Source organism: Cryomorphaceae bacterium (genome assembly GCA_007695365.1).
Classification (GTDB): domain Bacteria; phylum Bacteroidota; class Bacteroidia; order Flavobacteriales_D; family SKUL01; genus SKUL01.
Map to the genome: position 1 here is coordinate 1 of REDV01000053.1, position 6702 is coordinate 6702.

8 protein-coding genes are annotated in these 6702 nt (G+C 42.8%); all 8 read right to left on the reverse strand.

The window, feature by feature from the left end; all coding sequences use genetic code 11:
* The coding region (locus EA392_02930; protein ID TVR40863.1) for a hypothetical protein at positions 1-520 on the reverse strand (520 nt) is incomplete at its 3' end.
* Entirely contained in the window at positions 517-2361 is a 1845-nt protein-coding gene (locus tag EA392_02935) for a hypothetical protein (GenBank protein TVR40864.1), read from the reverse strand. The genes EA392_02930 and EA392_02935, both read right to left, overlap by 4 nt.
* The gene (locus EA392_02940) at positions 2348-2809 is read right to left on the reverse strand and encodes a hypothetical protein (protein ID TVR40865.1); all 462 of its coding nucleotides are present in this window, start codon (positions 2807-2809) and stop codon (positions 2348-2350) included. The genes EA392_02935 and EA392_02940 overlap by 14 nt, the downstream gene beginning before the upstream one ends.
* A gap of 153 nt (positions 2810-2962) precedes the next feature.
* Entirely contained in the window at positions 2963-3934 is a 972-nt protein-coding gene (locus EA392_02945) for a hypothetical protein (GenBank protein ID TVR40866.1), read from the reverse strand.
* An 80-nt stretch (positions 3935-4014) separates the two neighbouring features.
* Positions 4015-4521, reverse strand: a complete 507-nt coding sequence (locus tag EA392_02950) for a hypothetical protein (protein ID TVR40867.1) — start codon at positions 4519-4521, stop codon at positions 4015-4017.
* On the reverse strand, positions 4505-4969 hold the full coding sequence (locus tag EA392_02955; GenBank protein ID TVR40868.1) for a hypothetical protein: 465 nt from the start codon (positions 4967-4969) through the stop codon (positions 4505-4507). The genes EA392_02950 and EA392_02955 overlap by 17 nt, the downstream gene beginning before the upstream one ends.
* Entirely contained in the window at positions 4966-5358 is a 393-nt protein-coding gene (locus EA392_02960) for a hypothetical protein (protein ID TVR40869.1), read from the reverse strand. The genes EA392_02955 and EA392_02960 overlap by 4 nt, the downstream gene beginning before the upstream one ends.
* 127 nt (positions 5359-5485) lie before the next feature.
* Positions 5486-6673, reverse strand: a complete 1188-nt coding sequence (locus EA392_02965) for a PBSX family phage terminase large subunit (protein ID TVR40870.1) — start codon at positions 6671-6673, stop codon at positions 5486-5488.
* Between the last annotated feature and the right edge of the window lie 29 nt (positions 6674-6702).

Consider the following 6702-nt stretch of genomic DNA (forward strand, 5'->3'; position numbering starts at 1 on the left):
CCTGCTCTTTTTTCAGCCTTTTAAGCTCTTCACGTTTCGCCCCGATGCTATTTGCAGCCGCTTCAATGCTTTGCTGATACTTACCAACCGACCTTTGATAACGCCCTGTTGATTCCTCCGCCGCTACCAGTTCTTTGTTCAGCTCTTCAATACGCTTGTTCAGTACCCCGCCAACCTGTTCATTTTCGCGCTGGGATTTTGTCAGTCCATCATATTCAGCGTTCATCTGTCTTAGCTGCTTTCGCATTGCCACCAGTGATCCTGTGTTGTTTTCTACCTGCTTTGCGTTAGCTCCGTATTGACGGGAAAGAGCGTTGACCTCCTTGTTATTTTCTTTGATCTGGATGTTGATGCGTTCCAATGCTTTTTTTTCTTCCAGTCCTCCATGCAACGCCGCCTCTTCTGCATCGTCCCTATCCCTTTTTAGTTTTTTTGTTTGCTCACGTATCAAAGCAATCTGCTCCAATATTTTGTCGCCTCCCTCAAAGTCAAGGCGAAATATTACTCTTTCATCACTCATAGCAGTATCAGTTTAAGTGTTGTGGGTTGATTTGAAACGAAGTTACTGACCTTCTGTATTTGTGCAAATCTTTTCAGGTCTGGAAAGTAATACGCGGTGTAATTATCAATCTCAAAGAATTGTTGCACGTTGATTAGTGTCTTAATAGTCACCTCCCTGTAGCTGCGAACAATATTAAAAAGCGGCAAATAGTAATCTGTTGCTATTCGTTGAGGATTGATACCATTCACATCACCCCGCACCACCTTAGTAAAGTTTACGTTCGTGCTACCATCACTTACGGCCCATGTCCCCGGCAAAACAGCCTGATCGAAAACCCTTGCATTGAATAATATCAATGGTAATTCATTCTGATCACCATCCTCAAACAAATCGAAACGCAACAGACCGTTTATGCTTTGGCCCAAGTATGAATCGATCGTAATTAAGTCGCCATTGTCCGGTAGATACCCTATGTTGATGTTTACTGTTTCTGTTTGTTCGCCTTTTTGTTCAACATATCCGACCCGGCTATTCTGAAAGTAATTACCCGGATTGTAAGACGTCGAAACAGTCTTCACATTTACCGGATGTGGATAAACGATGTTTTGCGCTTTGCTCTTTTCCAAATCTTTGTAGGTCTTCAACTGTATTTCACGCCCCTGGCCCGGCACGAAAACAATACCGAAGATCCGCGCCAACGTCCTGAACAAATCGCGTGCAGTAATTTCGGGGATGTGATCTGATACGATACATTCGCCGACCAAACTATCTGTTACAATGTTGGTGGTTCTGAAGTTACTGTTCAGCCCTAATATTAAATTACTGTCATCTACGCTACCCTGTTTGATTAGCTTCATATAAACGTAGTCGTCCGCTTCTAAATCTGTAGCTATATTGTATATCTTACCTCCGGTGAACTGCGTTTCTATCGTATCCTGAAAAATCAAATCCTCAGTGCCATCTACAGCCCGGACGCGGATAAACTGAAAGAATAAAAACTCATCAATGGCACCGCTCTCGAACAAATATGAAGCGTCCCAAAATACCCGGAAGGAAAACGCTCCTTGCAGACTTGTTTTGTTTACGTACTTTTCGTTATCGAAGCTGGCCGGACTACCTCCATCATTAATGATAGGTGCAAACAGGAACGTATCACCATCAAGAAAAAAGCCGGATTCCACAAACAAATCGGACAAATTCAAAGGCTGGATAGTGGTGCCCTGAAGCTGTATTGCTAATGAAGACCAATCAGGACTGTTCAGTATTTCGCCTGACAATGTATATCCGATCCTGTTTAGGATTTTATCGATGATCGAAACAACCGAAATAGATGGGTATGTCGAAGCACTGAACAGCGTTTTGAAAACCAAGCCAAAATCTATGTTGCCGTTGCCAAGTTCGTTAAATGAGTAAAACACCTTACCCTCCTTATCATCATACAGCGTACTAATTGCAGTATTCGTAAACGTGTGATTCAGGTCGGTAAAATCTAATTCAGTAATTAAAAAGTTTAGCCGTTCAAAGAAATCTGAGTTACCCCAATAAAGCGTGATTGTTGCCTGATCATCCTGCGTCTGCTTTATAACGGCCCGGCCATTGCGGACAACTTCTATCCCTTCGCTCACCAGGTATGCAGGAAGGAAAAAATATGGGTAACGGCTTTTTGACGTTGCAACCCCGGCAAAGTTGATATGTTTTTCATTGAGTTTGTAATAAGGAACCCTAATGTCATTGCTTAGATTCGTTTTCCTGCTGTCAATATTCGCAACCTCATTAACCTGTTTGGTCAATGCAACAACTTCGCCTTCAGGTATCTCTACCTTTCGCCCTTGTATGTATAGCTGGTTAGAACTCATCAACGTAACGTTTTGGCAGTTCGATTTCTATTGATACGAATATTACATTTTCCCGCGCCCTTTCGTTCCAATCCCTGATCGACACACGAACCTGAACCCACAAGTTACGTTGATTCGCTGGTGTGTCATTCTTCACCCCGGTAAACATTTCTACCGAACGCGAAGTAAATAACTGCTTCATCCCGTCTTTATTCGCTACCGGGAAAAACCTGCTACACTGAATCTTTTCTACGACTTCACTGCTGAGAATATCCTCGCGCCCTGTGTCACCCGATAATGAAAAATCAGTTACGAACTTATCGAACGTTCGCACCTGTCCAGATGAATACCGAACAGCAAAGTTACCCGGAAACATCACAAGGTCACGCCCGCTATGATCGTTCTTGAACCGAAGCAAAACGCCGCCGCAATCATCAACGACCGTTAGTGTTTTCTTTTCGCTAAGTTTCATCGTTTGCTTTTTTTCTTAGTTGTATCATGTTCAGTTGAATTATAGCTACTACAGCAACATATATATAATAAACAATACTGCGTTCATATAGCAATATCGCTAATAGTATCAGCGCCGCGTAGGTAAGAAGTTCGTTTGCAATGATGAATTTTTTCATATCGTTTCAAAGTAGTTAATTTGTACATAATTCGGAGCAACGTAACCCTCCGTTGGGTCTGTTTCCTGTTCAAGTTCGATTGTTACAAAGCCGGGTGTCGTATATTCTGCCAGTAGAATCCTGTTTACCTCCTGTCGCCCTGTTGTGCTTAATACCGTTGTCACTGAAGATTGAACCGCTTTTTGCATGTTCAACTTTTGCTCAACGGCCTGAATAAATAACACGCCCGATTGTTCAGGCCAAATAAAGCTAATCTCATTCGGATAACCGGGGTAATATTCAGGCTCTGCGAAGGATGTTAAAAAGCGGATGGGTGGGATATACGGTATCGTTCCTGGATCAAAGTTGCGTAGGAAAGGAAACATATTCACCGCGCCAACTGATTTTAATTGTTTAACTGCTGATACATACCATCTATTCGGAGTTGTAACCCAACCTGTCTCAGTGCCTTTCCCATCACCATCGAAACGCTCCCGGTACTGAAGATAGAAGCGTCCCCAGATACCTTCGTCTGGAGTGTTCTTTGATGATACACCAAGTTTTTTTGAAAAGTCTATGAACGGTTTCAGGTATGTTTGCACATTGAATCCCAATACCCCGTCCATGTCCGGCGTTGCTTCATGATTGACACCGACCTGGTTGTTGATTAACGCGCCCCCGGTTGTCAGTTCTTTGCGCCCGTGATAAATGCGTATTTCTGCACGGTAGTTATTTATGCTTTGAAATGATTCGTCCGTGCCAAATGTCAGTGATGCGTCAACATCTACCCGCGTTTGATTGAGTGGCTGAATAAATTCTACGAACGTCACATTAGCAATTGTAACCCCGCTAACACGTACAATGTCGCCAACGGTCACAATTTGAGTAACATTGCCATTGATGAAATTTACATTGCTTCCGGTGCCAGATCCAACCGTTGCGGCTGTAAGATTGTAGGTATTGAATGCACCGCCGCCTTTACCGGTCATCAGGAAAGTATAAAGAAGCGGATTGTTTACAGCAAAGTAATTACTGTTCGCACCTCCATCCGGAAATGATTGTAAAGTTATCATGTTGCAAGTTTGTTTAGTTCTTTAAATATTTCGCTCCGTACCATTGCTACCCGGTCATTTACGATCTCCTGTTTTATCTCATCGATTTTCTGCTGAGTAAAGACCCTCAATATAGGATTGCGTTCACCGTGATACGTTTCGCCCTTGTGATGTAGATACGTCCCCCGCTTGTGAATGAAATAGGTAATCGTCTTTGCTGTCCGCTCCTGAATAGTATATTTACTTTGTCTTATTGCGTCCTGAAATATTACACCCTTTGCGTTTACCCATTCAAGTATCCTGTCATACAACGTACCATCACCAGCGTTCTGTGTAGGCCCACGTCCGTACTGCAACGCCCAAATGTGGTGCGCGTCTGGTAGTGCAACGACCGAAGCGAAGTTGTCCCCGTGCCGCGCTTCAATAGCGGATATAGTTCTGCCCGTTGCATTTTGACGATTGTCAATGATGGCTTGCTTCAGGTCTTCAGTAAGCCGCTCCGATATTTCAGCAAACACCTGCATAGTTAATTACTTCAATGGTTATTGTTGATTGAATTATAGTTGCCGGGACATCAAACTTCGTGTCCTGATGAACAATTACGCTGTTGATCGGATCCTCTGATAGCTTAGATATATTCTGACCCAATTCGTTTTTCATGTGATCGATTGCAAGAAAGAAGTCATTGCGTGCTTTCCTTAGCTTACTTACCACCGATTTGTAATATTCTGCCTTTTCGTTACCCTCCCTGGCGAACTGATTAATGTATGCAAAGATAACGTTGATCTGATACGATGTATAGTGTAGCAACTGCATTGTGCTTCGTTCCTGAACAACGGGGATATATATAAACCATTTGCGCGTCTCGTCTGCACTCAGATTCTCCAGTCCCTGGGTGTCATAAATTAATAGCGGTTCAATGCCGTCTATGTCCAGGTCATGTGTTGCTCTATGAATTATTTCGTGTATCATTTGCGATTTATTTTAGATTTTTCTTTCATGTATTTGTTTTGCTCATCCCGGATTTGCGCTAAGCTAATTTTTTTCCAGTTAAGCACCGTTGCAAAGGTAATATTTTCTACCTGTTCTGCTTTCAATATATCACCCCCGGCCAGTTCGTGAATGAGTGCTAATTTATCCAAGCCGTGCCAGTGTGAACGATCAACACCATCATTGATCTGCAATAAGACCTCATGTGCTTTGTCCCAATAACGATTGCATTTTTCAACCTGTGATTTCACATGATTGATGATTGCAACGACGCGCCCGGCGTTCATATTCATCACTTGACGCGGCGTTAATCCCATAAATGTATTAAGAACGTAGCAAGCTGAACGCATGTCAATCTTATAGTCCTTCAATCTAAGCCAAACAGAAACGGGCAAATCAATCATCCTAACAGGGACGCGCTTAAAGAAGAACGGGCCCCAGACGAATTGTGTTGGGATTACTTCTATCGGCTCATGCCTGTAGTGATATAGCCAGTTTTTATATGTCATCTCTTACGCGGGCTGGATGTGTGACTGAATGATTTTTTCTTATGATTATAGAACGTTCGTATCTTACAGCGTCGATTGCATGATTGTATTCGTCGATCGGTTTGTTCGTGATCTTACCGTCTTTATCCGTTACCCATGAATAATTCCTTAGCTCCTTAATTAAGTTTTGACTTCTTTTCGTAACATGGATATTGTATTGCTTAATCTTATCAATTCCCGCCCGGATTGAATCAGCACCCTTGACAGCGGGCTTTACATTCCATCCCATCCGGTGCAATTCCGCAATGGTCTTTGGCTCTGCACTATCAGCAATTATTTCATCGTATGATTTTCTTACCCCCATTGATTGCATTAAGTTGCTTAGTTCGCTGTTCACCATACCAGTGCGGTATAAAATCTCATCAATGTAAATGTCATCACCCCTTGTTGCGACTTTTACCAGCGCGGTCGGATCGTTAGAATACCCGAAGTCCAGGCCATAGCGGTGAGGATGATCCGGAAACGTGTCGATCTGGTGGAAGGTGGGAAAGATTAAACCTTCGATTGATCCTACTTCGCCTTCAATGTACACCCGCCTGTAGTTAGCATCTTTGGAGGCGCGCGCCAACATCGTTTTGATTATCTCTTCGTCCAGCTGTTCATTATCCTTATATGTAGAATGAATGTACTCCCACTGTTCAGAAAATTCATTGTTAGCCATTATTTCGGTATGCACCCAAAACTCTGATACAGGATTATAATCCAAGAAAACACGTTGTTTTGTCCTTGCAAGTAATTGAAACGCTATCTCATATTTAACATTATTACATTCATTAATGAACAATATATCACGTGCTGAACCCAGCGCCTTACCCGGATTGTCCGCCGCAAAGAACTCAATCATTGCGCCGTTCTGGAATACATAAGTCGATTCTGCTTTTTTCCAGCATGTATCAGTCCAAAGCCCGCATTCTTGCATAATGAACCGGAAGTCACGCATTGCACCACGCTTCAGGAACGGTACATTTTCAGCTACTACGCTGATAAGAATATTCTTGTTTTGTATTGCGGTAAGGATCAGTAATTGCAAGATTGAGAACGTTTTCCCGGAACGACCTCCCCCCTGAGAGATAACGATCTTAGCGCCCGGTTTAGAGTGCTTCTCAAAGTTGGTCGTTATCAATAGGTCTATGTTCATTTCTTAACTAAGTTAATAGTTACCTGTTG